The sequence below is a fragment of the Maribellus sediminis genome, from assembly GCF_011799805.1.
Lineage (GTDB): Bacteria > Bacteroidota > Bacteroidia > Bacteroidales > Prolixibacteraceae > Draconibacterium > Draconibacterium sediminis_A.
This window is the reverse complement of sequence record NZ_WXUB01000008.1, coordinates 37,277-63,711: the sequence shown is the minus strand read 5'-3', so window position 1 is coordinate 63,711 and position 26,435 is coordinate 37,277. Positions and strand designations below refer to the sequence as shown.

The following is a 26,435-nucleotide window of genomic DNA, read 5'->3' as shown; positions in this document are numbered from 1 at the left end:
TGACGGGTGTTTTTTTTTGCTCCCACGCTGCAATTTTGTCGGTATTATCAACATATTTGCTCAATAAGACCGGTATATTTCATTATTATTTATTGGCACGGCAATTGCAAAATAACCCTGCTGTATAATTAGGACGCTTACTTGCGACAAACTGTCACTTATAGAAAGAGAAAATGGGAAAATTAAAAAAGAATACAACGCTTCAGGCAATTTTAGGATCGGGAATCATGGATGAAGAATCCGAATTCATTCCGATTATTGCCGATGGCGATGATAAAGAATTAAAGAATACCGACATACCTTCCGTGCTTCCTATTTTGCCGTTGAGGAACACGGTTTTGTTCCCGGGAGTTGTGCTGCCAATCACGGTAGGCAGAGAACGTTCACTGAAACTGATTCGTGATGTTAACCGGGGAGCAAAGTTACTGGGTACCGTGGCGCAAAAAGATCACTCGATTGATCGCCCGGAGAAAGAAGACCTTTATTCAATCGGTACAGTAGCCGAAATTCTGAAGGTACTTGAAATGCCCGATGGTTCAACTTCGGTAATTATTCAAGGAAAAAGAAGGTACCAGATCAGTGAATTTGTAAGTGAGGAACCTTATCTGAAGGCGAAAGTGGAACCGCTGAACGACGTGACTACTGAGAATGACAACGAGTTCAACGCCATTGTTGGCTCGCTGAAAGACCTGTCGATTAAAATTGCACAGTTTTCGTCAAACGTACCGCCGGAAGCAACTTTTGCAGTAAAGAATATTGAGAATTCAACCTTCCTCATCAACTTTATTTGTTCTAACACCGATCTTAAAGTTGAAGACAAACAAATGTTGCTCGAGACTGCAAACCTGAAGGATCGAGGTGTTCAGGCCATCAGTTTTTTGGTGAAGGAAGTGCAGATGCTTGAACTGAAGCATGACATTCAGAAAAAGGTAAAAACCGGTATCGATCGCCAGCAGCGCGAGTTCATGCTTAACCAGCAAATGAAAACCATTCAGGACGAATTGGGTGGTAACCCTGTTGAGCAGGAAATAAAAGCACTGAAAGAAAAAGCAAAACAGAAAAAATGGAGCAAAGAAGTTGGTAAGTTTTTCGACAGAGAAGTGGAGAAACTCGGAAGACTCAATCCGGCAGCCGGCGAATATTCAGTGCAATTCACCTATTGCCAAACACTACTCGATCTTCCGTGGAACGAATATACCGAAGATAATTTCGATCTGAAACATGCTAACAAGGTACTGGACGAAGATCATTACGGACTGGAAAAAGTAAAGGAAAGAATACTGGAACACCTCGCCGTCCTTAAACTCAAGAACGACATGAAGTCGCCGATCCTGTGTCTGTACGGCCCTCCCGGAGTTGGAAAAACATCGTTGGGGAAATCAGTAGCGCGTGCCTTGGGCAGAAAATATGCCCGAATGAGTCTTGGTGGTTTGCACGATGAATCGGAAATTCGTGGACACCGGAAAACCTACATCGGTGCGATGCCTGGTAGGATCATTCAAAATATAAAAAAGGCTAAGTCGTCGAATCCCGTATTTATTCTGGATGAAATCGACAAGGTATCGAAACATTTTCACGGCGATCCGGCTTCAGCCTTACTGGAAGTGCTCGACCCGGAACAAAACAGCGAATTCCACGACAATTATATTGAGCAGGATTTCGACCTTTCGAAAGTCATGTTTATTGCCACAGCCAACTCGCTGAGTACGATTGCACCGCCTTTGCGCGACCGGTTGGAACTGATTGATGTAAGTGGCTACCTGCTGGAAGAAAAAGTAGAGATCGCCAAACGTCACCTGATTCCAAAGCAGTTAAAAAACCATGGTCTGAAAAAGTCGGATGTAACATTCCCGAAAGAAGTGATCGAACTGATCATTGACGGGTACAGCCGTGAATCGGGTGTTCGAGAACTGGATAAAAAGATTGCCAAAGTGGTTCGTCGCATTGCAAAAAAGATTGCATTTGAAGAGCCTTACAACAAAAAGCTCACAAAAGCTGATATCCGTGAATACCTGGGTGTTACTGAATACACCAAGGATAAATACCAGGGCAACGATTTCGCCGGTGTAGTTACCGGTTTGGCCTGGACGGCAGTTGGTGGAGAAATTCTGTTTGTTGAAACCAGCCTTAGCAAAGGAAAAGGAGCTCTTACGCTTACCGGTAATCTTGGCGATGTAATGAAGGAATCAGCGATGCTGGCACACGAATATTTAAAATCGCATGCCGAGGAACTGGGATTATCACCCGAAGTTTTCGGTAACTGGAATGTTCACGTTCACGTACCTGAAGGCGCCATACCAAAAGATGGCCCGTCGGCAGGTGTTACCATGGTAACTTCGCTGGCTTCAGCATTCACACAACGCAAAGTGAAGAAAAACCTGGCCATGACCGGAGAAATTACTTTACGCGGGAAAGTTTTGCCGGTGGGTGGAATCAAAGAAAAAATTCTGGCTGCCAAACGGGCTGGTATTACTGAGATCATCCTGTCGGAACAAAACAGGAAAAACCTGGAAGATATAAAAGAGGCTTACATTAAAGGAGTAAATTTCCACTTTGTAAACACCATTATGGATGTGTTGGAAATTGCCTTGTTAAAGACAAAAGTGGATAAGCCATTGAAGATTTCGTAATAAAAAAGACGCCTTAACTTTAAGCGTCAGTGCATAAAAAAACCCTTAGGAGCTTCGCGACCCTAAGGGTTTTTCTATTTTTCCTCAAATCTTAATAAATCCAGTAGTTGTAAAAAATATTCTGTCGACCAAATCTCTAGTTCCCGGGGATGCACAACAAATCGACGAACATCTTCAATAACCTGTTCAATTTTAGTTGTATTTAATTTGTTTTTTAGCATCTCCACGAACTGTTCATGTGACAAATCTCGAAAATCGGGGCCTTCGCTTTGTACCGCACGTTCTTTAAAGTGATTAAAATCGAGCGGGATATTGTTGCGGATGTACCACTCAAAATCATACCAATCCCTTCCTTTTACCCGGTTTCGCCAATTACGAAAAAGCAGCGCATGCATTTTCCCTGCAAACAATCCGGGAAGTGTAAAACAGCGTGTCATAAACGAAAATGGCAGCAATAGCAGTTTATATTCTGTTTTAAAATTTAGCGGTGGATTCTTGTCGACTTCTATTTTGATTTTTACACCCGGCTCGGTGTTAAAACGAATATTTACGATATCGGTAGTATCCTTTAAAAAGGCCGATTCGATGTGAGTGTCAAGTTTTTTCTCCTTTTTTTCGATGCTGATATTTCGTCCCACAGCTACAAATTCAGACTGAATCGCATCGAAATAATTTTCAAGTTTAAAGTCAGGAGAAGTTTCCATAAGAGAAAAATCCATGTCTTCTGAAAAACGGGGAAGCTTATGAAAAATGCGCAGACAGGTGCCACCATAAAAGGCCGCACTCTCAAAAAATCCAGCCCGGTTTAATCCCGCAAGACACACCTGCTGCATTACTTCGTGCATGGCATTTAACCTGTCTTCCTTCGTTTTTATGTCATAGTGCGACAACATTTGATTAAAAACATCAGCCATTTCGCAAAACCTCCTGTAAAAAATTTAACTCCCTGCTTTTTCTTCCGTGCTGAGCACAATCCGAAATAATCGTCACATCCCAGGCAGAATGCTCTTCCAAGTCAATTCGCAGATCATCCAAAATATAGTCGCGAGCTGCCCGTACCGATTGAAACCTTAAACCCGATGTGGAAATTATTAAATCGCAAAGCGCTTTCTCGGGCGATGCAATCAAAAATGCATATTCCTCTCCTACAATAACCTGATCAATTCCAATAGGATAATAGTCTTCGGGAACGGTAATGTATTCAAATATTCCCAGCGGATTGGAATAACTTTTGGCTCTTTTAAAGGTGGAAGAAACAACCGTATTTACCCGTTCGGGTGTTAATCCATGATACGAGAGAGCGCTTTCGCAGGAAACATACGACGGGCCGTATAGATTATTGGCAACAAGTTCCCGCGATATTTCCTGCCCGCTAAAACCGGGATCAGCAATATACAAACCACGCCTCAAACGAATCAGTTCACCTGATCTTTCAAGGTTGCTTATTTTGCTGTTTGGTGAACGATACTCGCCAATCAATTCCCTCACCACCGGCATTTCCATAGGGACATTTCGATATGATACACCTGATGCCATCTTTATTCCTCCAAAACAAAAATAGCTAATTTTACGCAGTTAATCAACTTTTAATCGATTAAATATGCAAAATCAGCTATTACTTCGGAAATTCGAATGTGCTTGAAGTAGTAATTGTAATCACCTAAAAAGAAAAAACCCTTAGGAGCTTCGCGACCCTAAGGGTTTTCTTCTTAAAAGAAGCCGAGTTCCAACCGGGCCTCTTCACTCATCATCGATTTATCCCAGGGCGGTTCAAAAGTCAGTTCAACGTTAACGGTTTCAACGCCTTCAACCGCCTGAGCTGCCTGAGTAACATCGTCAATCAGTACATCCACCACCGGGCAACCAGGTGCGGTAAGTGTCATAATAATGTTGGCATTGTTGCTTTCATCAACATCAACATTATAAATCAGTCCCAAATCGTAGATATTCACCGGGATCTCCGGATCGTACACTTCTTTCAGGTTATTTATTATTAAGTCTATTCGTTTATCCATTTCAACTCCTCCCTATCCTTCTATTTTGCTATAAGCAACAGCATACAATCGAATTTGTTTTACCATGGCCAGCAATCCGTTCGAGCGTGTTGGCGACAAGTGTTGTTTCAGTCCGATATCGTCGATAAAATGCAGATCAGTCTCCAGCAATTCCTTTGGCGTGCGCCCGGAAACCACACGTAATAATAAGGCCACCAAACCTTTTACGATTACGGCATCGCTTTCGCCTCTGAAATTAATTTTTCCGTCTTCGATATCAGCCACCAACCACACACGCGACTGGCATCCTTTAATCAGGTTCTGGTCGTTCTTATCTTTCGGATCGAGTTCCTGCAAATCGTTTCCCAGTTCAATCAGGTAGGAATACTTGTCCATCCAGTCTTCAAACATCGAAAACTCCTGTACTATTTCCTCCTGAACTTGCTCAATGGTCATACCTAAGTCCTTTAAAATAGGATGTAAAGGTCGTAATTTTTTATTTTCTGACAATAGCAAAATTCGGGTTATTAAGAAAGTTTCAAAATTGATAACAGCAGCCTGCGTTCTGTCTCCATTTAACTAAATTTACATATCAAAATCAAAAATTTATTAACCATGTCAACCATTCAAGGAACAAAGACCGAACAGAATTTATTGAAGGCATTTGCAGGCGAATCTCAGGCCCGCATGCGTTACGATTATTTTGCCAAACAGGCTAAAAAAGAAGGACTGGAACAAATAGCAGCCATTTTCACCGAAACAGCTGAGAATGAATACGAACACGCCAAACGTTTCTTTTCATTTCTCGAAGGTGGCATGACTGAGATCACCGCCTCGTATCCGGCAGGGAAAGTAGGTACAACGCTCGAAAACCTGAAAGCAGCTGCTGATGGTGAAAACGAAGAGTGGACTGAGCTTTATCCTGAATTTGCCAAGGTGGCCGAAGAAGAAGGATTTAAGGAAATTGCACAGGCATTCAGCCTGATCGCCAAAGTTGAAAAGGAACACGAAAACCGCTACCGTACTTTATTCGATAACCTTGAAGCAGGTAAAGTATTCAAACGTGAGGACAAAGTGATCTGGAAATGCCGCAAATGTGGTTTTATTCACGAAGGTCGTGTTGCACCGAAACAGTGTCCGGCCTGTAAACACGAGCAAGCATATTTTGAATTGCAGGCTACAAATTATTAGTGGCATAAAAAACCCTAAGGGAGCTTCACGACCCTTAGGGTTTTCTTTTAGAACATCATTCTTACCCTGTTCAAGGCCACTATAAAAGCATCAATTTCAGCTTTTGTATTGTACATCCCAAACGAAATACGTACACAACCGGGAATGTTGTAGTGTGCCATTACCGTGTCGGCGCAAAGATGGCCGGTGCGCAAGGCAATTCCCATTTTATCGAGCAACATCGCCAGGTCGTATGAGTGAACACCTTCAATATTAAAAGAAATTACCCCTGATTTTCTTGGCGCCTCGCCATAAATTCGCAGGCCATCAATTTCCTTAAGTTTTTCTGTGGCATATTCCAGCAGCGAGTGTTCCCAGGCTGCCATATTATCCAGACCGATCTCGTTCATCAAATCAATGGCGGCACCAAAGGCAATAACACCGGTAATGTGCGGTGTACCTGCCTCAAATTTGTAAGGTAATTCATTAAAGGTTGTTCCTTCAAACGACACCTCTGAAATCATTTCTCCACCACCCTGGTACGGTGGCATCTCGTTCAGCCATTTTTCTTTACCAAACAACACACCAACACCATTTGGCCCGTACATTTTATGCGCCGAAAACACATAAAAATCGGCATCAATGTCCTGCACATCAATTTTAACGTGCGGTGCTGCCTGAGCGCCATCTACTAAAACAGGCACATTGCTTTTATGCGCAATATCAATAATCTCCTTTACCGGGTTGATCGTCCCCAACACATTGGAAACATGAGCAACGGCAATGAGTTTGGTGTTTTCGTTTATCAAATCAACCAGCAATTCAATCTCTAGGATTCCCGAATCGTTAAAAGGAAGTTTCACAATTTTTGCTCCTTTGCGTTCGGCCGCCAGTTGCCAGGGAACAATATTGGCATGATGTTCCATTTCGGAAACAATAATTTCATCGCCTGCTCCAACATAGCGTTCACAAAACGAACTCGCCACCAGGTTAATGCTCTCGGTGGTTCCTTTTGTAAAAATGATCTCCCTGATCGTTGCCGCATTAACAAAAGCCCGTATTTTCTCACGCACTCCTTCATATTCGTTGGTGGCTTTGTCGGCCATAAAATGCGCTCCACGATGGATATTCCCGTAATACTGGTTGTGCAACTCCTCTTCCTTCATGAGCACCTGAACAGGTTTTTGTGCCGAAGCTGCACTGTCGAGATAAATCAGAGGTTTATTGTAAACGTCGTTTTTCAGAACCGGAAACCAGGATCTTATTTTGTCGATATCGTAATTCATTTTATTGCTTTCGGTTAAAACCGTCTATTTTGGAACAGTTACAAAGGTGCGAAAGTTTTATAAAATAAGGAACCGCTCCTCGGGTCGAAGAACGGTTCCTTAATCTAACGGAAAACTAAGCAGTTCCGCCTGTGTATCATTTATCTTTTAATCACATTCGCATTGATAATCGCATTCGTGACAACGGGCTAGATCTCCACTCAGCCGTTTGTCAACCAAATCATCGATACGATCGCGCAGTGCTTCGATTTTGATTTCGTTCACCACTTCGTGTGTAAAAGCATTCATCATCATCAGTCGCGCCTTATCTTCGTCGATTCCCCTCGCACGCAGGTAGAACAAGGCTTCCTCGTCGATCTGCCCAATTGTGGCTCCGTGACTACATTTCACATCGTCAGCATCAATGATCAGCTGAGGTTTTGTTTGCATAGTCGCTTCGTCGGTAAGCAGCAGGTTATTGTTCCTTTGGAAAGCATTTGTTTTCTGTGCATCGCGCACTACATGAATCCTTCCCGAAAATGCACCTGAAGATTGCTCATCGAGCACATTTTTGTACAACTGGTTACTTTCGCAATGTGGCACGGCATGAATCACCTGTGTGAAATTATCCACATGTTGTTTGCGGTCCATAAAAGCCATTCCGTACATGTGCGCTTCAGCATTCTCGCCGTCGAGCATAAATTTCAGGTTATTCCTGATCATTCCACCATGCAAAGTGGTAGTATGCGTTGTTGCCCGCGAATCGCGTCCCTGTTTTACAAAAACAGAATTCAGGTTTGTTGCCTTATTGTGCTGATTTTGTACCGTATAAAACTCCATTTCAGCATTGTCGCCAACAAAAATCTCCGTAACCGAATTGCTTAAATATTGATTCGAATTCAGTGTATGATCACACCACAATACCTGGGCTTTAGCACCTGCTTCAACGTAAATATAATTACGCTGCGTTGCATAAGTATCCACATCGTTTTTCAGGATATTGATGATCTGAATCGGACTTTCAACAATTACGCCTTTCGGCACATACAGGAAAAATCCGTCTTTGGCAAACGCAGTATTCAGCGCCACCATCGGATCTTCTTCTGTATTTGCAATGCTGCCGTATGCTGCCAGCAATTCCGGCTTTTCATTCGCAATTTTCTCCAGACTGTCGAAAATTACACCAGCTGGCAGATCTCCTTTTCCATCTTTTCTGAACCAACCGTTTTGGATCAAAGCAAGGTTGGTATTCAGGTTAGGAACATCGCATTTAAACACCTCTTCATTCGCAGTTGCCAACACCGTTTTTTCGTGAACAAACTCGAAATCGGTGGCAAACGACGGCTGTAAGTTGGTGTATTTATAATTTTCGTCTTTTCTCGTGGGGATACCCTGCTTCACAAAATCCTGAAACGCCTTTTTTCGTTGAGCGTTCAGTACCTCGGCAGAATCCTCAAAAAGAGCATTCTTAACCTCGTTGTAGTGAGCAGTGTACTTTAACGATAAATCTACTTGATCTGTTACTACACTCATGTTAACCTGCCATTTCTGTTTTAATCCAGTCGTATCCTTTTTCTTCCAGCTCCAGGGCCAGCTCTTTTCCTGCAGTTTTTACAATCTTTCCTTTGTAGAGGATATGAACGTAATCGGGTACAATGTAATCGAGCAAACGCTGGTAGTGCGTAACCACAATTGCTGAGCGTTCAGGCGAACGCAATGCATTCACACCATTTGCAACCGTTTTCAGTGCATCGATATCAAGGCCTGAATCGGTTTCATCCAGAATAGCGAGTTTTGGCTCGAGAAGTGCCATCTGGAAAATTTCGTTTTTCTTTTTCTCACCTCCCGAGAAACCTTCGTTTACCGAGCGGTTGGTCAGGTTCGGATGCATGTCAACCATGTCCATTTTCTCGCGCATCAGCTTCAGGAACTCACCTGCAGTAAGTTCTTTTAAACCCTGATGTTTACGGTGTTCGTTTACCGACGATTTCAGGAAGTTGACCATAGGTACTCCGGGAATTTCAACCGGGTACTGAAAACTCAGAAATAAACCGTCTTTTGCACGGTCTTCCGGTGATTTATCGAGCAAATTTTCGCCGTCGTAAATCACTTCGCCTGAAGTTACTTCATATTCTTCTTTTCCCGCCAATACACTGGCCAGGGTACTTTTTCCCGATCCGTTTGGTCCCATGATGGCGTGGATCTCACCGGGTTTTACTTCCAGGTTTATTCCCTTCAGAATTTCCATTCCCTCAACGGAAACATATAAATCTTTTATTTTTAGCATGTTAATTGAATATTGAAATCCAAGAATGATTATCGGTTCATTCTTTTTAGTTAATAATCTGTTTTTTTATCCTACACTGCCTTCAAGGCTAATCTGAAGCAGTTTTTGCGCTTCCACTGCAAACTCCATCGGCAACTTGTTCAGTACCTCTTTTGCGTAACCGTTAACAATCATTCCAATCGCCGTTTCGGTGTCGATACCACGCTGGTTACAGTAGAAAATCTGGTCTTCCCCAATTTTTGAAGTTGTTGCTTCGTGTTCAACCACCGAAGATTTATTCTGAACTTCGATGTACGGGAAAGTATGTGCCCCGCAGGTGTCGTTCAACAACAACGAATCACATTGCGAGAAGTTTCTTGAATTGGTGGCTTTAGGCAAAATCTTAACCAAACCACGGTATGAATTATCACTTTTACCGGCTGAAATACCTTTTGAAACAATGGTCGATTTGGTGTTTTTACCAATGTGGATCATTTTCGATCCGGTGTCGGCCTGCTGGTGATTGTTGGTTACGGCAACCGAGTTGAACTCGCCAACCGAATTATCACCCATCAAAATACAGCTTGGGTATTTCCAGGTAATTGCCGAACCGGTTTCAACCTGTGTCCAGCTGATTTTTGACGAAACTCCACGGCAAATACCACGTTTGGTCACGAAGTTGTAAATACCGCCTTTTCCGTTTTTATCTCCGGGATACCAGTTCTGAACCGTTGAATATTTTACTTCTGCACGGTCCAACGCAATAATCTCAACCACCGCAGCGTGCAACTGGTTTTCGTCGCGCATCGGAGCGGTACATCCTTCGAGGTAACTTACATAACTATCGTCGTCGGCCACAATCAGGGTACGTTCAAACTGACCTGTATTTGCCGCATTAATCCTGAAATAGGTAGACAATTCCATCGGGCAACGCACACCTTTCGGAATGTAACAGAATGAACCATCGCTAAACACAGCTGAATTTAAAGCTGCGAAATAGTTATCTGCAACCGGAACTGCCTGTCCCAGGTATTTTTTTACCAATTCAGGGTGTTCTTTTACCGCTTCTGAAAACGAACAAAAAATAATTCCTTTTTCAGCCAGTGTTTCCTTAAAAGTAGTTTTTACCGAAACACTGTCGATAACCGCATCAACCGCAACACCGGCAAGTTGCTTTTGCTCGTCGAGCGGAATGCCCAACTTGTTGAAGGTATCCAGCAATTCCGGGTCAACCTCATCGAGGCTGCTGTATTTTGCCTGTTGCTTTGGTGCCGCATAATAACTTATCTCCTGGTAATCGATGGCCGGAATATTCAAATAGGCCCAATTCGGCATTTTCATTTTAAGCCATTTCCGGTAGGCATCCAACCTGAAATTCAACATAAATTCAGGTTCTTCTTTCTTGGCAGAAATCAGGCGAATAACGTCCTCATTCAATCCTTTCTCCAGAATATCAGTTTCAATTTCGGTAGTGAAACCGTATTTATATTCGCTCTGAGTTACTTCGCTCAATATTTTATCTTGTTCTTCCATCTCAAATGTTTACTTTTAAGCTAATAACAAAGCTTAATTAAGACTGTTTAAATAAAATTGCAAAGATATAAAACTATGGGTATTTTTGCCCATTGAAACACACATATAAATACTTTTTTGTCTTTTATTTACGATGAGCAAAGAAATCAAACAAACGAGCATATCAGAATTGGGTGAATTTGGCCTGATTGACCGATTAACAAAGGGGATCGAGCTAAAGAACTCCAGTACAATAAAAGGTGTTGGCGACGATGCCGCGGTGATGGAATTTGGTGACAAACAGGTGGTTGTTTCCACAGATTTGCTAACTGAAGGAATTCACTTTAATTTAATGTACGTCCCCTTAAAACACCTTGGATATAAGTCTGTGGTAGTCAACCTGTCGGATATTTATGCGATGAATGCCACCCCAAAACAGATTACAGTGAGCATTGCAATATCGGGCAAATTCTCGGTTGAAGCCATCGATGAACTATATTCAGGAATTCACCTGGCATGCGAAAAATACAATGTCGACCTGGTTGGAGGAGATACAACAAGCTCGCTAACCGGGCTAACAATTTGCATTACCGCGATTGGTGAAGCACGTAAAGAAGACATTGTGATGAGAAGTGGTGCACAAGCGAACGACCTGCTTTGTGTTTCGGGTGATTTGGGTGGTGCATACATGGGGCTTCAACTGCTTGAACGCGAAAACGAAGTTTATAAAGTAAATCCAAATGTGCAACCTCAGCTCGATGGCTACGATTATATTCTTGAGCGTCAACTTAAACCTGAAGCACGTGTTGATATTGTTGCTGCCTTTAAGAAACTGGGCATTAAACCTACTTCGATGATTGATATTTCCGACGGACTTTCTTCGGAAATTATGCACCTGTGCAAAAATTCGGGTACGGGCTGTTCGTTGTTCGAGGATAAAATCCCGATGGACAACCAGACCAAACAAATGGCTGAAGAATTAAATATCAATCCACTGGTTGCGGCATTAAACGGTGGAGAAGATTACGAGTTGCTTTTTACGCTTTCGCTCGACGATTACGAAAAAATTAAGAATGATCCCGACTTTACCATTATCGGCCACATGACCGAAGCCGCTGAAGGCACCAACCTGATAACTGCTGCCGGTTCGGCAATTGCTTTACAGGCGCAGGGCTGGAACCACGGAAAATAGCGATAATAATAATCTGAATCAGATTCATAAAAAATGCCAACCGCATAAGCGATTGGCATTTTTTTATTTCTTATCTACAAATTAATCGGGGAAATATCCTCGAATAATTCCACGTTTCGAATCTTTTACAAAAAGTAGTACTTCGTCGCGTTCCGGAGTTGCCGGCATTTCCGCTTCGATGATTTCAACAGCCTGCGCTGTGTTCAATCCTTTCTGGTAAATGTAACGGTAAATCTCCTGTACTTCGCGGATTTTGTCGTTATTGAAATTCCTGCGACGTAAACCAATTGAATTGATACCCACATACGACAACGGCTCACGACCTGCTTTAATAAACGGCGGAACATCTTTACGAACCAGCGACCCACCCGAGATCATTACATGTGTACCAATGTGGCAAAACTGGTGTATGGCTGTCATTCCGCCAAGAATTGCCCAATCGTCAACGACAACTTCACCGGCTAACTGAACATTGTTCACCAAAATAATGTTGCTTCCAACTTTACAGTCGTGCGCCACATGCACATAAGCCATCAGAAGATTGTTATCGCCAATCACTGTTTTGCCCCTTGCTGCGGTACCCCTGTTAATGGTTACAAATTCGCGAATAGTGTTGTTGTCACCAATCTCGACAGTTGTATACTCTCCCTTGAATTTAAGGTCTTGCGGAGTTGCTCCGATAACTGCTCCCGGGAAAATCTTACAGTTTTTACCGATTCTTGTTCCGGGTAAAATAGTCACACTTGAACCAATTCTTGTTCCTTCACCAATCTCAACATCGTGATCAATGGAAACAAACGGTTCGATAACCACGTTGTCGGCTATTTTTGCATCCGGATGAACATAAGCTAATGGTTGTTTCATCTATCTTTCAATCTTTAATTTCAGTGTTTTCTGCCGTTGAATTTTTTGGTCAGAAAAAAACCGGTCTGGAAAATCCGACTGGTTTTCACGGCGTAAATATACTATTATTTATGAATCTGCTTTCTTAACTATTTGAGCCATAAACTCTCCTTCGGCTACTATCTTGTCGCCAACATAAGTTAAACCTTTCATATTGGCAATCCCTCTTCTGATCGGCGAAGTTAATGTCAGCTTAAACAGCAAGGTATCTCCCGGCACTACTTTCTGCCTGAATTTAACGTTGTCGACACGTATAAAATAGGTAGAATATTTTTCCACCTTCTGATTCAAAACCAACAAACCGCCACATTGTGCCATGGCTTCAATCAGCAAAACACCCGGCATAACCGGCTCTTCAGGAAAGTGTCCCTGAAAAAACGGCTCGTTGATCGAAATATTTTTCACACCAACAATTTCATTCTCTTCAATCGACATTACCTTGTCGATCAGCAAGAACGGATAGCGGTGCGGCAACAGTTCCTGAATGCGCGCAATGTCCATCAATGGTTTGGCCGTCAAATCGTACTTTGGAGCACCGGCAATGCTTTTCTTCCAAACTTTTTTAAGCTCTTTGGCAAAAAGCGTATTCGGTCCGTGTCCCGGTTTGGTGGCTATAATGCGGCCTTTAATCCGCTTACCAAATAATGCCAGATCGCCGATAACATCGAGCAGTTTGTGGCGTGCACACTCATTATCGAAGTGCAGTTCCAGGTTATTTAAAATACCCTGTGGTTTTACCTCAACTCTGGGATGATTGGTAAGATCGGCCAAACGGTCAAGTGCTTCCTGGCTGATTTCGCGATCGATAATTACGATAGCATTGTTCAGATCGCCGCCTTTTATCAGGTTATGATTCAGCAAAAATTCAATTTCGCGCACAAACACAAAGGTTCGGCATTCAGCAACTTCTTTTCTGAAATCGTGTATAGAATCGAGTGTTGCATACTGATTGTTCAAAACAGCCGACGGAAACGAGATCATCACATTCAGGCAGTAATCGGTATCGGGCAGTGCCACGATATGCGATCCGGATTTCGGGTCGAACATTTCAACTTTTTCGGTGATTTCAAAATAATCACGATCAGCCTCCTGTTCAACAACTCCGGCCTGTTCGATGGCCTCTACAAAATATTTCGAACTGCCGTCGATAATCGGTGCTTCTTCGTTATTTACTTCGATCATCACATTGTCGAGATCCATCCCAACCAAAGCGGCCAAAGCATGTTCGATCGTACCGATTCGTGCTCCGTCTTTTTCAAGTAAAGTACCTCGCGAGGTATCAACAACCAAATCAACGTCAGCATCAATTACGGGTTGCCCGTCAAGGTCGACCCTTTTAAATTTAAAACCGTGATTAACTGGCGCAGGAAGAAAGGTCATGGTTGTCAGCACACCGGTGTGCAAACCTTTCCCTTCAATCTTGAACGATTGAGCCAGGGTTTTTTGTTTCTCAAGCATAAATATATAGAGCTTTTAGCTTTCCTTATTTGTTCTTTATTTCTTCGAGATCCTTTTTGAGCTGAAGTACCTCATTTCTGATCTCAGGTAACCTCCTTAATAAAACATAGGCTTTCATAGCTACCTTAATATCGATAGCCGGCGATCCCAGAAGGATCTGATTGCTTTTTATGTTTTGAGCTACACCAGATTGTGCACCCAATGTAACTTTATCGCCAACAGTAATATGTCCGGCCAGTCCAACCTGACCGCCAAACATACAGTTGTTACCAACTTTTGTTGAACCGGAGACACCAACCTGCGCTGCAAAAACATTGTTTTCGCCAATCTCAACATTATGAGCAATCTGAATAAGATTATCGAGTTTGGTACCCTTCCTTATTATTGTAGGCCCCATCGTACCGCAATCCACCGTGGTGTTGGCTCCTATTTCGACATCGTCTTCGAGAATGGCATTGCCGATTTGCGGAATCTTTTTGTAGACGCCCGTTTCGGTTGGAGCAAATCCAAATCCATCGGAGCCGATAACAGCACCTGAATGAATGATACAACGGTTACCAATTATGGTATCGGCATAAATTTTTGCACCGGCATAAAGAATGCAATCGTCACCGATTTTTACATTATCGCCGATGTGTACCTGCGGATAAATTTTTACGTTCTTTCCAATTCTGGCGTTTGAACTGATATAGGAAAATGCACCCACATAAACATCTTCGCCAACCTCGGCGGAATCAGCTATATAACTTGGCTGCTCAATGCCTTTTTTCAGATTTTGACGCGCCTGAACATAGAGGTCGAGTAAAGCAGCGAATGCCTGGTAGGCATCGTCTACTTTTACAAGCGTTGCCGAAATTTCTTTTCTTGGTTCAAATGATTTATTCACCAAAACGATTGATGCTTTGGTTTCATAAATATGGTGCTCGTATTTTGGATTTGCCAGGAACGCTAATGTGCCTTCTCTTCCCTCCTCAATCTTCGAGACATCCGATACTTTTACATCACCATCTCCAACGATTTCCCCGTTTAAAAAGGCAGCAATGTCCGTAGCTTTAAAATCCATTCTCTGTTTTTTTGCGATGCAAATATAGTTTTTAACTCCTAAATGTCCAATTCTTTAGGATAACACACAAAATACTTGCGCACAGCCTTCGACAGTGCAGACAAGTTTATATCGGATGCCTGGTTCAGTTCTTTTATGGTCTGATCCTTATTTAAAACATAGATATTTTCGTCGTGCCGGTTGTAAGCGCTGTTGGTGATCACACCGGTCATCAGGAAATATTTTGCAAGTTCAGGATCGGGAATAATGGTCTCCTGAATTCTCTTCAGATACTTCTCTTGTGCGGCATCCGAAAGTGGCTTATCGCGAAGTTTGATCCGAAGCAATTTTCTGTTGGTCAGGCCACGGGCCAGCGCCGAAAGCACCGGATCGGAATGCTCCTGCCACTCTTTTATCGATATCAGCACATCGTTATCGTCGAGCAGCGTGTACCATGTTAAAACCTGCTTCCCGTCAACTTCAATATTATTCAGAAAGTCTTCAGGATTAAAATTGTTATTCAAAAACACCGATAATGTTGGGGTGGCATACAGTTCGTGCCCCTGAAGAATTAATTCACGGGCACGCTTTAATACATTTATTAACAGGAACTCGGCTGCTACCACCGTTTTATGCAGGTAAACCTGCCAGTACATCAGCCGTCGCGAAATGAGGAATTTCTCTATCGAATAAATACCTTTTACATCCACAACCAGCTGGTCCTCGTAAACATTCAGCATTTTTATAATGCGTTCGATACCCACTGTTCCTTCGGCAACTCCGGTAAAAAAACTATCGCGACTCAGGTAGTCAAGCCGGTCCATATCGAGCTGGCTGGCAACCAGCTGGTGTAAAAATTGCTTTTTATAATTGTTGGTGAATATCTGAATGGCCAGATCGAGTTTGCCATCGAATTCGCGATTCAGTTCCTGCATGATCAGCAACGAAATTTCTTCATGCGAAATGTTTACCAGCGTATTTTCGAGCACATGCGAAAAAGGCGCATGGCCAATATCATGAAGCAAAATAGCAATGGTAACTGCTTCGGCTTCCTTATCACTGATCTGATGCCCTTTTATACGCAATGTATTAATGGCCTGGCGCATTAAATGCGAAGCTCCCAACGCATGTTCAAAACGGGTATGGTTGGCTCCGGGAAACACCATAAAGGATAATCCAAGCTGCTTTATACGCCGTAAGCGTTGAAAAAAGGGATGTTCAAGCAGGTCGAAAACAATCTCCGACTGAAGATTAATAAATCCAAAGACGGGGTCGTTAATGATCTTCTTCTTATTTAGCTGGGTTTTGCTCACCAAAGCATAATTTGTGACCGCCTAAAAATACAAAACTTTGACCAATAGCAAAACCACTGGCTTCCAAGCCAATCAACCTATTAAGAATTACAATTTATAAATGGAGTTGCGAGTACCGATGTTAAAGATTTTTTACCTTTAAATCAATTATTTATGCCCGAGCAAGTTATTTGTCATTATACAATTATTTTACTATTTTTGCGGAGAATTTTCTAAAAACTGTTTTTAGGGGACCTCTGGTTCCCTATTTTATTGGCTGGAAAGTTTATGATTGCAATAACAACAATTGAGAAACTGGTAAGAGAAAGACTCGACGAAAAAATGTTCATCGTTGAGATAAGCGTCAGCAAAAGCAACGCGATACGCGTTTATGTTGACGGCTTCGATGGAATTACCATTGAACAATGTATTGCCATCAGCAGAAATGTTGAACACAACCTCGACCGTGAGGAAGAAGATTTTGAACTGGAAGTTTCATCGCCCGGATTAACCGAAAGTTTTAAGGTACTCGAGCAGTACATTAAATACACCGGCCGCGAAATTGAAGTACTTCCTGAAGAAGGAGAAAAACTTACGGGATTGTTGAAAGTGGCCGACGAAAATGGCATCGTACTCGAAACATCGAAACGAGAAAAAGTAGAAGGCCATAAAAAGAAACAGTTGGTAGTAAAAGATTATAAATTTAAGTACAACGAAATAAAAAGTGCGAAAGCGGTAATTTCATTTAAATAGAGTTGACAATGGAAAATATTAACCTGATAGATACTTTTGCCGAATTTAAGGAGCTGAAGAACATTGACAGGGTTACAATGATGAGTGTTCTGGAAGACGTGTTCCGTAGCGTCCTCATTCGTCAATATGGTACTGATGAAAACTTCGATGTGATCATTAACATCGATAAAGGTGACTTTGAGATCTGGAGAAATCGTGTGGTTGTTGAAGACGATGAACTGGAAGATCCAAACCTTCAGATTACGCTTTCGAATGCTTTAAAAATTGACTCGGATTATGAAGTTGGCGAAGATGTTACCGACGAAGTAAAACTTGCCGATTTCGGACGACGTGCCATTCTTAACCTGCGTCAGAACCTGGCCAGCAAGATCCTTGAACTGGAAAAAGACCATATCTACGGGAAATATAAAAACAAAATCGGCGACATTGTTACCGGTGAAGTTTACCAGGTTTGGAAAAAGGAAATCCTTATTCTCGACGACGAGGGCAATGAATTGATCCTTCCAAAATCGGAACAGATCCCTTCTGATTATTTCAGAAAAGGTGACAACGTTCGCGCCATTGTTTATAAAGTGGAACTGCGCAACAACAATCCGCTGATCATTCTTTCAAGAACTGCTCCGGCATTCCTCGAAAGATTGTTCGAATTGGAAATTCCTGAGATTTTCGACGGATTGATCACCATTAAAAAGATCGTTCGTGTTCCGGGCGAAAGAGCAAAAGTAGCCGTGGAATCGTACGACGAACGTATCGACCCGGTTGGAGCTTGTGTGGGAATGAAAGGATCGCGTATCCATGGTATTGTTCGCGAGTTGCGTAACGAGAACATCGATGTGATCAACTACTCATCGAACCTGCAGTTGTACATTAAAAGAGCATTAAACCCGGCTAAAATCAACTCTATCAAAATATTGGAAGAGCAGAAAAAAGCCGAAGTATATCTGAGACCCGAAGAAGTTTCGCTGGCCATTGGTAAAGGAGGGTTAAACATACGTTTAGCCAGCCAGTTAACGGGTTACGAAATTGATGTGTATCGCGAAATGGAAGAAGACGACGAAGACGTGAACCTGGATGAGTTCGCTGATGAAATCGCCGACTGGGTAATTGATGCCCTGAAAGGAATTGGTTGCGATACAGCTAAAAACGTATTGAATATTTCGCGTGCAGATCTGATCAAACGTACCGACCTCGAGGAAGAAACAATTGACGAGGTACTGAAGATTCTGAACTCGGAATTTGAATAAAAATGAAGTTCCTTTAAATTTGGGGGCTAACATTTAAAAAATAGAATAGAAAAGAATAATTTATGGTAGCAGGTAACACAATTAGGCTAAGTAAACTTGCAAGAGAATTTAATGTGGGAATTCACACTATTGTTGAGTTCTTGCATAAAAAAGGATTTGATATCGATTCGAATCCCAACACAAAAGTTACACCTGAGGCCGTTCAACTGCTTGAGCAAGAATACAAAATTGATGTATCGCTCAAGAAAGAGTCTGAAAAAATCAGTCTGAAAAGTCAACGACCAAAGAAAGAGGTGCTTACCATGGAAGGTGAAGAGGAACCGGCTGTTGAGGAAAAGAAGGAAGAGGAAGCTCCGGTTGCGAAGAAAGAGCCTGAAGTTGAAGTGAGAAAACCTGTTACCAGCCATCAACCCAAAGTATTGGGTAAAATAGATCTGGAAGGAGTGGGCAAGCCTAAAAAGAAAGAACCGGAAAAGGAAGTTGAAAAAGAACAACCCAAAGAGGAACCGGTTAAAGCTGCTGAAAAAGCTCCTGAAAAAACTGTGGAAAAAACAGAAGTTAAAACTGAAGTTAAAGCAGAAGAAAAAGCAGAGGTAAAAAAAGAAGAAACTGTTGCTCAGCCCAAAGAAAAAGAAGTTCAAAAAGAAGAAATGATAGAAACCGACGTTCCAAAAGTGGATGAGGTTAAAGTGGTTGGCAAGATCGACCTGAGCAACATCAACCAGAAAACACGCCCCGACAAAAAGACTAAGGAAGAAAAAGAAAAAGAGCGCAAGGCACGCCAGAAACAAGCCGAAGCTCAGAAACAAGCTGTACGGAACGAAGTGAAAAAATCGGACGATGACCACGTGATTCGTGCAAAATCTGAAAAACTCAACGGACCTACTGTACTTGGCAAGATCGATCTTCCTGAGAAAAAAGAGTCAGATTCGGATCGCAACCGAAATAAAAAACGTCGTAAACGAATTCCAAAAGATACCGGACGTGTTAATGTGGACAACCAGCAACAAGGCGACAGGCCAAAAGGAAAATTCCAGGTTAACAAACAGGTTCCCGGAGGCAAAAAGAAACGACCACTAAAAAAAGAGGTTAACGAAGAAGACGTACAAAAGCAAATTAAAGATACACTCGCACGATTAACCACTAAAGGAAAATCGAAAGGGTCGAAACACCGTCGCGAGAAAAGAGCATTGGCCAGCGAAAGAATGCAGGCCGATATGGAACAACAAATGCTCGACCAAAAAATCCTGAAGGTTACCGAGTTTGTTACTGTAGCAGAACTGGCAACCATGATGGATGTTGGCGTTAACGAGATTATTGCTTCATGTATGTCGCTCGGACTTTTTGTTTCGATCAACCAGCGTCTCGATGCTGAAACACTTTCGGTAGTTGCCGAAGAATTTGGCTTTAAAGTTGAATTTGTAAGTGTTGATATTGCTGAAGCCATCGAAGAAGAAGAAGACCGTGAGGAAGATTTGTTACCACGTTCACCCATTGTAACCGTAATGGGACACGTTGACCACGGTAAAACTTCACTGCTCGACTATATTCGAGATACCAACGTAATTGCCGGTGAGGCCGGTGGTATTACTCAGCACATTGGTGCATATCACGTCGATCTCGACAACGGAAAAGACATTACTTTCCTTGATACTCCGGGTCACGAAGCGTTTACCGCAATGCGTGCCCGTGGTGCCCAGGTAACCGACATCGCCATTATTATTGTGGCGGCCGACGATAATGTGATGCCACAGACCGTTGAGGCGATCAACCACGCCGCTGCTGCCGGAGTACCGATTATTTTCGCCATCAATAAAATCGACAAGCCGGGAGCCAATCCTGAAAGGATTAAGGAAGAGCTGGCCAACATGAACTACCTGGTTGAAGAATGGGGTGGTAAATACCAGTCGCAGGATATTTCGGCGAAAAACGGTGTAGGTATCGAAGAACTGATGGAAAAAGTGCTGCTCGAAGCCGAGATGCTTGAATTGAAAGCTAATCCGAATAAAAAAGCGCTGGGAACAGTCATTGAATCGGAACTTGACAAAGGCCGTGGTTATGTATCAACAGTGCTGATCGAAAGCGGCACCTTAAAAGTTGGCGATGTAATTATTGCAGGCCAGTATTTTGGTCACGTAAAAGCCATGTTCAACGAGCGTAACCAACGCGTTAAAGAAGTAGGGCCTGCACAACCGGCCATCATACTCGGATTGAACGGTGCACCGCAGGCTGGTGACAAATTCAACGTAATGGATAGCGAACGCGAAGCGCGCAACATTACCAATAAACGTGAACAGCTTGCACGCGAACAAGGATTGCGTACACAAAAACATATTACACTCGATGAGATCGGTAGAAGGATCGCTATCGGAAACTTCCAGGAACTGAACCTGATCATTAAAGGTGACGTTGACGGTTCTATCGAAGCTTTATCCGACTCGCTGATCAAACTTTCAACCGAAGAAATTCAGGTGAACGTAAAACACAAGGCAGTAGGTCAGATTTCTGAATCAGACATTCTGCTGGCTGCCGCATCCGAGGCTATCGTTATCGGATTCCAGGTACGCCCGTCGTTAAATGCACGTAAACTGGCCGAAAAAGAAGAGATCGACATCCGACTGTACTCGATCATTTACGATGCCATTAACGAAATTAAGGCTGCAATGGAAGGTATGCTTTCACCGGATATCAAGGAAGAAATTCTTGGAACCACTGAAGTACTCGAAACCTTCAAAATTACAAAAGTGGGTACCATTGCCGGATGTATTGTTCGCGACGGAAAGATCAACCGTAACTCGAGAATACGCGTTATCCGCGACGGTATCGTAATCTACACCGGAACACTTGGTTCGCTGAAACGTTTTAAAGACGACGTAAAAGAAGTGAAAAACGGTTACGAGTGTGGTTTGAATATCGAGAACTTCAACGACATTAAAGTGGGCGACCAGATTGAGGCCTTCCACGAAATTGAAGTTGCAAAATCATTGTAAAAAAAGAACCAGAACAGGATAGGAAAGAGGTCGGCAAATGCCGGCCTTTTTTTTTCTGAAAGTCTCGTAGTGCAATAATTGGTTATCAGGGATAGAATCATTTATTATTAACTCACCCTGATTGTGCCTACGACACAATCGTCCCTCTCTGCGAGCAGAGAGGGAATGAGGGAGAGTCTGCATAAAATTGTATGGTTTTCATTCCTGTTGGTGATTCCCTGGAATCATGATTGTTTTCTGAAAGTCTATCCATTCTTATTTCATTTACACTCATCCTCTTATCCTTCCCTGCTTGCAGCTACCCTTTATACACATCTTTACGAGGTTCTGCTCCATTTTCGTCCGGAACAATCGTTCAGCTTCTATCAGCCTTCTTCGCCGGACGAGGTACATCATGCTGTTTTAACCCAGGCCGCCGTAATTCTTTGAATTACTTTGGCCTGGGCTAAAATATAACGCACTTTCAGTGCTGTTTATTTAAAATCTCAGAAGCAAGTTTTGCCAATTACAGGGCTGAAAGTCCTTAATCATTCAGCCCCGGGCAGAATGATCCCGAGACGTCGGGAGAATATCGCCCGGGGTTAATGTCCATACAAAATCGGCGCAATTGTGGCAAAGCATTGAATAGGCACACTACAATGCGCCGAATCTCTGGAGGTGATCAAAATCGTTCATTCCTTGTATTTGTGTATAATGAGTAGATTCCAAAAGGGAGATTCGCCCGGATGAACCTGTCGAACGGGGATAAGAGAGAGGGTAAATAAGCCTTAATAAAAATCACCTTCATCTCTGTTGGTGATTCTCTTAAATCATGATTGTTTTGTTTTACTGGCTGCAAGCTGAAAGCAGCAAGCTACAAGTATCAAGCATCCAGAATCCCGGATCAAGCATCCCTAATCCCGAATCAATGATCAAGAATCAGGCATTTATTAACAACCTTCTTTTCATACTATAAACGAAAATACTGATGTCGCACGTTTGCTTATTAGTACTTTTGAAACCAAATAGTTTACTATGAAGCGGAGCCTCATCATTATAATCATTGCAGCACTGGTTGCCGCGGTGGCAGCCTTCTTATATTTCACAAAAGACAAGCAAGTATTTTCACGGGAAACTTCTTTGTACAAGGCGGTTCCGGTAACCGCGCCGGTATTTGTTGAAGCAAGTTCGTTAAAAGCCATTCCCACCGAAAATCCGGTACTGATGCAGCTCTCGGGCGTTGGCGATTTGGGTTGGGCCATGCAAAAGCTGGAAGAAACCATCACTGATATCAATTCGAGTAAGGACATACAAAACCAATGGTTTAAACGTCCGGTAATTCTGGCTTTCGACCTGGTAGGCGAAGATAAACTTCGGCCGGTTATCATCAGCAAAATAAAAAGCGGGGAAGAACTCGCCGGACTGCAAAACCTGCTGATGCAACTCACCCACACCACCGGAACATCTCCGCATGAACGAAAATACAGCGGGCACAAGGTTTTCAGCCTGACCAACACCGAAGGGAAAAGTGTGCATTTCTGTGCCGCGGGAGGCTTGGTCATCATCAGCCCCGAATCGATCCTGATCGACAAAAGCATCCGTCAGTTGAATTCGGAGAACCTGACCGACATGCGGAACTTCATGCGGGTAAACAAATCGGTAACCTCGCAATCTGATGTGGCGTGGTACATCAATCATCAGCGATTGCCAGAACTCTGGAGCCAGTTCCTGAACGGAACCACGAACACGGAAGTGAACGAATTTGGAGAAACCGAACGACATAACCTGCGACGTAAAGCGGCCGGATTGAAAAACTATGCCGGCTGGAGCGAACTCGATATGACATTTCACGACAACCGCATTTCGTTGAACGGCATTACTGCTGCCGACGACTCGCTGAATCACTTTGTTACCATTTTCAACGGCCAGCAGCCCGAGACTTTTCAGGCCGATAAAGCGCTGCCGCGAAACACCGCCTTCTTTTTCGGATTCAGCTTTTCCGACCGCGATCAGTTTTTTCAGAACCTGATCGATTATTTCCGGCACTCGAATACCTTCTACGAACGCGAAGAACTCCTCAAAAAAATAGAAAAAGGATTGGGCAGCGAAAGTCGCACCACCTTCCGCAACATGGCAAAAAACCAGGCAGTGGCTGCCATTACCGATATCTCTCCGTCGAAAGAACTGAGTACCCTTTTTGTAATGAATGTGCATTCGCGAAAAGACAGCCAGGAAGCGTTTGAGGAAATGCTGCAACGTTATGCCAGGAGTAAAAAAACAGCCTTCGATTCACTGTATTCAAAAGTACCGGTTGAAAACGGAAAAACTTACCGTGTTTACCGCTTCCCCTACCCTTCGTTACCGGGGATTTGGCTGGGTGAAACCTTTCGTTTTGCAAAAGCCCGGTATGCCGCCTTCTACGACGATTTCCTGGTATTTGCCAGCTCAGAAAAAACAATGCAGGAATACCTTTCGGATATGGAGTTGAACTATACACTCCGTGAAGACCGCACTTACGCTGCTTTTAAACGCGAAACAGAAAGTAAATCGAACGTAAATGTATATGCCAACATCAATCGCATTTTACCGCTTTCTGAAACACTGTTCAACAGCGAATTCAGTAAAAGCGTTGCCGCAAAGAGCGAAATACTGAATCAGTTTGAAGCCTTAAGCTGGCAGTTGCTTTGCGAGAACGGTGTCTTTTTCAATTCGATTAACCTGGGCATGCCCGAAAGAATAAAAAATGATGGTGATGAATTGTGGTCGTGCGATCTGGGAGCCGATGTGGCAACGAAGCCGCAAATAGTGGTGAACCATACCAATAAAAACGAGAAAGAGGTGATCGTTCAGGACGAAGAAAACCGCCTGCACCTGGTTTCGGCCGAAGGAAAAATCATCTGGACCATCCCGATAAGTGGCAGAATACTCAGCGAAATTCACCAGGTTGATCTTTTCCGGAACGGGAACCTCCAATACCTGTTCAACACCCGCGAAAAGTTATACCTGATCGACCGGAACGGGAACAATGTGGGCAGTTTTCCGGTGGAATTTGCTTCGCCGGCCACAAACGGGGTAAGCGTTTTCGATTACGACAACAACCACAATTACCGCTATTTTGTGGCTTGCGAAAACCGCAGTGTGCCGGCATACGACAAAGACGGAAAGATAATAAGCGGCTGGCTGTTTGGAAGAACCAAAAGCGCTGTTACCACACCGGTGCAACATTTCAGAGTAAACAACAAAGACTACATAGTTTTTAAAGACGAAGCACAGGTTTACATTCAGAACCGGCAGGGAGCAACGCGTGTGGAAGTAAACACGCAATTCGAAAACTCGCAGAGTCCGCTCGTTCTGAACCTCGATGGAACACCAAAAATTGTGGCGAGCGATGTTAACGGGAAGGTATTTTACATTTATTTCGACGGAAACGTGACCGAAAAACCGGGAGGTGGTTTTGGTAAAAATCATTTCTTTACCGCGGAAGACCTGAATGGCGATAACACGCCCGACTTTGTTTTTGCCGATGGCAACAAGCTGGAAGTATCCGACGAAAACGGGAAAACCCTTTTCAGCGAAAAACTGGACAACCCGGTACAGGATCAGCCGGCCATTTATACCTTTTCGCCACGCGAAAAAATGGTAGGAATCAACGATGCCGAAGGCAACCGCATTTACCTTTTCGGACCCGATGGTAAACAAGCAGGTGGTTTTCCATTACGCGGCAGCAGCCCCTTTAGCATTGGGGAATTAAAACCCGGCGAGTTTTGTGTGGTGGTTGGCAACAACCGCGAAGAACTGGTTTGTTATGGGCTGTAACCAAAGCTCCATGCCCTCACCTTTTGATTGGAGAACGTTTATACAAAGCTCCACGCCTTACTAAGCCTTCGGTGAGCCTTTAGAGCTTTACCCATGACCTTCTTTCAAAAATTATGTTTATTTTTATTCCGGTAGCTACCGAAACTATTAACCAGGATACCAGATACTTTGAACCTTACTCTTGTAAATATCAATAGCCAATTAGCCCAAATTCGTTCTTCTAAAAAGCAGATATACTGCAGTTTAAAACAAGAACCTCTAATAAGATGTATGTCACGGTGTGATATACACATATTTTAGCACCAATTTAAAATGAGTATCATTTCTCTAATAATACCGCTTGGATTTATTTTGATTATTATATCAATTGTTATTTACTATTCTTCCACTCAAGAGAAATCAAAAGGAGACAATCTAATTAAGTTTAAAAATTATGAATTAGAAGGAATAAGCATTAGGTTCTTAAGGTCATATGTAGGAAAAGCAAGTATGGTTGGAGGAATACCGATAAAAGCACAAATGTATATGACTGATAATTTCATATTAATTACTCCCAGAAAAAAGGGAAACTTTGATGGAATGAATGCTCCTAACGTACTTGCTGCTTTTGCCAAAGATGAAAATATAATGAATGAATTAAGTTTGAATAACGTTGTAATTCCAGATAGCCTGAAAACTACGAGTTGGAACTCAATCGTAATAAAATACCAGGGAGTGCTTGTAGGAAAAGTTAAGTACACAGTTCAAATCAATCTGCTTGACAAAAAAGATAGTGAAAAACTAAATTTATTAAAAAACTGGTGCTGACACAGTACCTATTGCAGGGCGGGGTTTGGTGGTACGCCAACTGCGGATTGACTTGGGTCGATTTCCCTTCGGTCAATTCTCGTTTCGCCGCTAGCGCGGATTTGTAATCCGTGCTCTGATCA

General features: G+C 42.9%; 20 protein-coding genes. 8 read left to right on the top strand and 12 right to left on the bottom strand.

From position 1 onward, the window contains the following. The first annotated feature begins 173 nt into the window (after positions 1 to 173). The gene (lon, locus tag HFD85_RS21180) at positions 174 to 2,630 is read left to right on the top strand and encodes an endopeptidase La (RefSeq protein ID WP_167614350.1); all 2,457 of its coding nucleotides are present in this window, start codon (positions 174 to 176) and stop codon (positions 2,628 to 2,630) included. 74 nt (positions 2,631 to 2,704) lie between these two features. On the opposite strand, the gene HFD85_RS21175 is transcribed toward lon, so the two are convergent. The 4 genes from HFD85_RS21175 to HFD85_RS21160 form a co-directional block, all read right to left on the bottom strand. Further along, the gene (locus HFD85_RS21175) at positions 2,705 to 3,523 is read right to left on the bottom strand and encodes a nucleotidyl transferase AbiEii/AbiGii toxin family protein (protein WP_206082053.1); all 819 of its coding nucleotides are present in this window, start codon (positions 3,521 to 3,523) and stop codon (positions 2,705 to 2,707) included. Between the two features lie 13 nt (positions 3,524 to 3,536). Then, positions 3,537 to 4,166 (bottom strand): type IV toxin-antitoxin system AbiEi family antitoxin domain-containing protein, encoded by a 630-nt coding sequence (locus HFD85_RS21170; RefSeq protein ID WP_167614346.1) that lies wholly within the window; start codon positions 4,164 to 4,166, stop codon positions 3,537 to 3,539. A 173-nt stretch (positions 4,167 to 4,339) separates the two neighbouring features. Then, entirely contained in the window at positions 4,340 to 4,645 is a 306-nt protein-coding gene (locus HFD85_RS21165; protein WP_167614344.1) for an iron-sulfur cluster assembly protein, read from the bottom strand. Positions 4,646 to 4,657: 12 nt separating this feature from the next. Beyond that, positions 4,658 to 5,080 carry a SufE family protein gene (locus tag HFD85_RS21160; RefSeq protein WP_167614342.1) on the bottom strand — a complete coding sequence of 141 codons (423 nt, stop codon included), beginning with the start codon at positions 5,078 to 5,080 and terminating at the stop codon, positions 4,658 to 4,660. A 159-nt stretch (positions 5,081 to 5,239) separates the two neighbouring features. Between HFD85_RS21160 and rbr the strand changes: the two genes are divergently transcribed. Then, complete coding sequence (rbr, locus tag HFD85_RS21155) at positions 5,240 to 5,815, top strand: rubrerythrin (protein WP_167614340.1); 576 nt, start codon at positions 5,240 to 5,242, stop codon at positions 5,813 to 5,815. Between the two features lie 47 nt (positions 5,816 to 5,862). On the opposite strand, the gene HFD85_RS21150 is transcribed toward rbr, so the two are convergent. The 4 genes from HFD85_RS21150 to sufB form a co-directional block, all read right to left on the bottom strand. Beyond that, positions 5,863 to 7,080: an aminotransferase class V-fold PLP-dependent enzyme gene (locus HFD85_RS21150; protein ID WP_167614338.1), complete on the bottom strand. Its 1,218-nt coding sequence runs from the start codon at positions 7,078 to 7,080 to the stop codon at positions 5,863 to 5,865. Between the two features lie 147 nt (positions 7,081 to 7,227). Beyond that, the gene (gene sufD / locus HFD85_RS21145; protein ID WP_167614336.1) at positions 7,228 to 8,592 is read right to left on the bottom strand and encodes a Fe-S cluster assembly protein SufD; all 1,365 of its coding nucleotides are present in this window, start codon (positions 8,590 to 8,592) and stop codon (positions 7,228 to 7,230) included. Position 8,593: 1 nt separating this feature from the next. Beyond that, entirely contained in the window at positions 8,594 to 9,346 is a 753-nt protein-coding gene (gene sufC, locus HFD85_RS21140) for a Fe-S cluster assembly ATPase SufC (RefSeq protein ID WP_167614334.1), read from the bottom strand. Positions 9,347 to 9,412: 66 nt separating this feature from the next. Continuing rightward, entirely contained in the window at positions 9,413 to 10,858 is a 1,446-nt protein-coding gene (sufB, locus tag HFD85_RS21135) for a Fe-S cluster assembly protein SufB (protein WP_167614332.1), read from the bottom strand. A gap of 133 nt (positions 10,859 to 10,991) precedes the next feature. Here sufB and thiL point away from each other — a divergent pair, with 133 nt between their 5' ends. Next, positions 10,992 to 12,029, top strand: a complete 1,038-nt coding sequence (gene thiL, locus HFD85_RS21130; RefSeq protein ID WP_167614330.1) for a thiamine-phosphate kinase — start codon at positions 10,992 to 10,994, stop codon at positions 12,027 to 12,029. 81 nt (positions 12,030 to 12,110) lie between these two features. Here thiL and lpxA read toward each other — a convergent pair whose 3' ends face one another. The 4 genes from lpxA to HFD85_RS21110 all read right to left on the bottom strand — a co-directional run bounded on the left by lpxA (position 12,111) and on the right by HFD85_RS21110 (position 16,745). After that, entirely contained in the window at positions 12,111 to 12,893 is a 783-nt protein-coding gene (lpxA, locus tag HFD85_RS21125; protein WP_167614328.1) for an acyl-ACP--UDP-N-acetylglucosamine O-acyltransferase, read from the bottom strand. A 108-nt stretch (positions 12,894 to 13,001) separates the two neighbouring features. Next, the gene (locus HFD85_RS21120; protein ID WP_167614326.1) at positions 13,002 to 14,390 is read right to left on the bottom strand and encodes a bifunctional UDP-3-O-[3-hydroxymyristoyl] N-acetylglucosamine deacetylase/3-hydroxyacyl-ACP dehydratase; all 1,389 of its coding nucleotides are present in this window, start codon (positions 14,388 to 14,390) and stop codon (positions 13,002 to 13,004) included. A 25-nt stretch (positions 14,391 to 14,415) separates the two neighbouring features. After that, positions 14,416 to 15,453: a UDP-3-O-(3-hydroxymyristoyl)glucosamine N-acyltransferase gene (lpxD, locus tag HFD85_RS21115; RefSeq protein WP_167614324.1), complete on the bottom strand. Its 1,038-nt coding sequence runs from the start codon at positions 15,451 to 15,453 to the stop codon at positions 14,416 to 14,418. Positions 15,454 to 15,491: 38 nt separating this feature from the next. Beyond that, positions 15,492 to 16,745, bottom strand: a complete 1,254-nt coding sequence (locus HFD85_RS21110) for an HD domain-containing protein (RefSeq protein WP_167614322.1) — start codon at positions 16,743 to 16,745, stop codon at positions 15,492 to 15,494. Positions 16,746 to 17,012: 267 nt separating this feature from the next. On the opposite strand from HFD85_RS21110, the gene rimP reads away from it, so the two are divergent. From rimP to HFD85_RS21085, 5 genes are all read left to right on the top strand, one after another. Beyond that, the gene (gene rimP / locus HFD85_RS21105; RefSeq protein WP_167614320.1) at positions 17,013 to 17,477 is read left to right on the top strand and encodes a ribosome assembly cofactor RimP; all 465 of its coding nucleotides are present in this window, start codon (positions 17,013 to 17,015) and stop codon (positions 17,475 to 17,477) included. Positions 17,478 to 17,485: 8 nt separating this feature from the next. Beyond that, positions 17,486 to 18,721 (top strand): transcription termination factor NusA, encoded by a 1,236-nt coding sequence (gene nusA, locus HFD85_RS21100; protein ID WP_167614318.1) that lies wholly within the window; start codon positions 17,486 to 17,488, stop codon positions 18,719 to 18,721. Between the two features lie 62 nt (positions 18,722 to 18,783). Then, a complete protein-coding gene (gene infB, locus HFD85_RS21095) occupies positions 18,784 to 21,711 on the top strand; it encodes a translation initiation factor IF-2 (RefSeq protein ID WP_167614316.1) in 2,928 nt (975 codons plus the stop codon). 1,014 nt (positions 21,712 to 22,725) lie between these two features. Beyond that, the gene (locus HFD85_RS21090) at positions 22,726 to 25,506 is read left to right on the top strand and encodes a PQQ-binding-like beta-propeller repeat protein (RefSeq protein WP_167614310.1); all 2,781 of its coding nucleotides are present in this window, start codon (positions 22,726 to 22,728) and stop codon (positions 25,504 to 25,506) included. Between the two features lie 312 nt (positions 25,507 to 25,818). Further along, entirely contained in the window at positions 25,819 to 26,313 is a 495-nt protein-coding gene (locus HFD85_RS21085) for a hypothetical protein (protein WP_167614308.1), read from the top strand. The last annotated feature ends 122 nt before the right edge of the window (positions 26,314 to 26,435 follow it).

Coding starts and splice junctions, on each gene's coding strand:
- HFD85_RS21150 (WP_167614338.1), bottom strand. CDS start 7,080: ATGAATTACGATATCGACAAAATAAGATCCTGGTTTCCGGTTCTGAAA.
- sufD (WP_167614336.1), bottom strand. CDS start 8,592: ATGAGTGTAGTAACAGATCAAGTAGATTTATCGTTAAAGTACACTGCT.
- HFD85_RS21160 (WP_167614342.1), bottom strand. CDS start 5,080: ATGACCATTGAGCAAGTTCAGGAGGAAATAGTACAGGAGTTTTCGATG.
- nusA (WP_167614318.1), top strand. CDS start 17,486: ATGGAAAATATTAACCTGATAGATACTTTTGCCGAATTTAAGGAGCTG.
- HFD85_RS21175 (WP_206082053.1), bottom strand. CDS start 3,523: ATGTTGTCGCACTATGACATAAAAACGAAGGAAGACAGGTTAAATGCC.
- HFD85_RS21165 (WP_167614344.1), bottom strand. CDS start 4,645: ATGGATAAACGAATAGACTTAATAATAAATAACCTGAAAGAAGTGTAC.
- lpxD (WP_167614324.1), bottom strand. CDS start 15,453: ATGGATTTTAAAGCTACGGACATTGCTGCCTTTTTAAACGGGGAAATC.
- rbr (WP_167614340.1), top strand. CDS start 5,240: ATGTCAACCATTCAAGGAACAAAGACCGAACAGAATTTATTGAAGGCA.
- thiL (WP_167614330.1), top strand. CDS start 10,992: ATGAGCAAAGAAATCAAACAAACGAGCATATCAGAATTGGGTGAATTT.
- HFD85_RS21170 (WP_167614346.1), bottom strand. CDS start 4,166: ATGGCATCAGGTGTATCATATCGAAATGTCCCTATGGAAATGCCGGTG.
- rimP (WP_167614320.1), top strand. CDS start 17,013: ATGATTGCAATAACAACAATTGAGAAACTGGTAAGAGAAAGACTCGAC.
- HFD85_RS21120 (WP_167614326.1), bottom strand. CDS start 14,390: ATGCTTGAGAAACAAAAAACCCTGGCTCAATCGTTCAAGATTGAAGGG.
- sufC (WP_167614334.1), bottom strand. CDS start 9,346: ATGCTAAAAATAAAAGATTTATATGTTTCCGTTGAGGGAATGGAAATT.
- lon (WP_167614350.1), top strand. CDS start 174: ATGGGAAAATTAAAAAAGAATACAACGCTTCAGGCAATTTTAGGATCG.
- HFD85_RS21085 (WP_167614308.1), top strand. CDS start 25,819: ATGAGTATCATTTCTCTAATAATACCGCTTGGATTTATTTTGATTATT.
- lpxA (WP_167614328.1), bottom strand. CDS start 12,893: ATGAAACAACCATTAGCTTATGTTCATCCGGATGCAAAAATAGCCGAC.
- sufB (WP_167614332.1), bottom strand. CDS start 10,858: ATGGAAGAACAAGATAAAATATTGAGCGAAGTAACTCAGAGCGAATAT.
- HFD85_RS21090 (WP_167614310.1), top strand. CDS start 22,726: ATGAAGCGGAGCCTCATCATTATAATCATTGCAGCACTGGTTGCCGCG.
- infB (WP_167614316.1), top strand. CDS start 18,784: ATGGTAGCAGGTAACACAATTAGGCTAAGTAAACTTGCAAGAGAATTT.